This is a genomic window from Vibrio sp. Vb0304 (assembly GCF_033338995.1).
In the GTDB taxonomy this organism is placed as follows: domain Bacteria; phylum Pseudomonadota; class Gammaproteobacteria; order Enterobacterales; family Vibrionaceae; genus Vibrio; species Vibrio alginolyticus.
The window spans coordinates 1-1,378 of the sequence record NZ_JAWOTT010000133.1; the positions used below are offsets into that span (position 1 = coordinate 1).

The following is a 1,378-nucleotide window of genomic DNA, read 5'->3' on the forward strand; positions in this document are numbered from 1 at the left end:
GCCACTCTCGAGGGATCCGCCTCACCGAAAAGGGAATACAACTGCAACAAGCCACGCAGTTGCATTTCTCTGAGTTAGGCAAGTTGCTTGATGATCTGAGAGTAGAAAAGCATATCAATGAGGTTCGCTTGAAGCTCACTCCCTCATTCGCCTTTAAGTGGCTAGTGCCTAAACTCGAAAGCTTTCAACTAGAGAACCCAGAAATTCAAGTGCAGATCTTTGCGGAAGGAGCGCTAGTCAACAGCGATTTGAAAGACTATGACGTCGCCATTGACTACGGTCTTCACCCTTATCGAGACCATGATGCCGAGTTGATTCTCGATGAACAATTGCTGCCAGTGATGAGCCCTAAATACCTTGAGGATCATCGGTGGCTAAAAACTCCTTTTGGTGATCAAACATCGTCGATGTCTGCGAATCAATGGCAAGCGGCTACGTTGTTGCACGACGCGATGCCGTGGGAAAAAGCGACACGTGACTATGAGTGGTTGTATTGGGCTTCGGCAATGGGATTCGATTTTAAAACCGATGTCGGTCACTTTTTCAATCGAACAGACATGGCGATGTCTGCGGCGGAAGCTGGAGTCGGGATCGCGATGGCACGCATGGCGTTGATTGAGGATGAATTGACGACGAAACGTTTGGTTTCTCCATTCGCCCCCATTCCTGCCAATGCTGGGTATTACTTGATCATGAATACAAGAAGCCAGTCAACTGAGCGATTTAGAGAGTGGCTTTTGAAGCAGATTGAGTCACGACGATGATTTAAGTGTTTAAGAAATAATAAAAATAAATGTCTTAATTACATATTATCTTGAGCCACTTCCCACAAATTATCTTCACTTTATTAACTTCTCTCTCTTACTCATCTTTTTCCATATCATCCTAGAAAATAACTAATGGATAGAGAAAGGCTATGGCTAAAAAAAACTCGCTTATATTGGTCCTAGCTCTATTTTCGGTAGGAGCAAGTGCAATGTTTTGGCCGTTTAAAAAATACGATGTGGAAATGTCACCAGAAGTACGTGGTGTTATTAAGCTTGATGGTAAACCACAAGTTGGGCTAACGGTTCATCGAGAACTTTTTTATGAAGGATATAAAAAAGGAAAAACATTAAAGGATGAAGCCCAAACCAATGAACTAGGTGAGTTTTTCTTTCCTGGCGTTACTGTTCGGTCGCGAGCTCCCGGAGACATATTTGGCGGGAGTTTGAACGTGCATCAAAAAATTTATCTCAATTGGCAGGGTGATCAAAAGAAAGTTTGGGGTGTTTGGGTGCCACCAGATGGAAGAAAACCATTGCTTTCAATGCTCTCGGATATTAATTGTGAGTTAACCAATGTCGAGCGTATTCATGAAGTGGAGATCGCTCCCGAA

2 protein-coding genes are annotated in these 1,378 nt (G+C 43.5%); both read left to right on the forward strand.

What is annotated here, in order from left to right; translation table 11 throughout:
• Nucleotides 1-764 (forward strand): LysR substrate-binding domain-containing protein (locus R7P35_RS24415; RefSeq protein ID WP_318092924.1); only part of this gene is annotated, 764 nt, incomplete at its 5' end.
• 152 nt (nt 765-916) lie between these two features.
• On the forward strand, nt 917-1,378 hold a 462-nt coding region (locus R7P35_RS24420; protein ID WP_318092925.1), incomplete at its 3' end, for a DUF6795 domain-containing protein.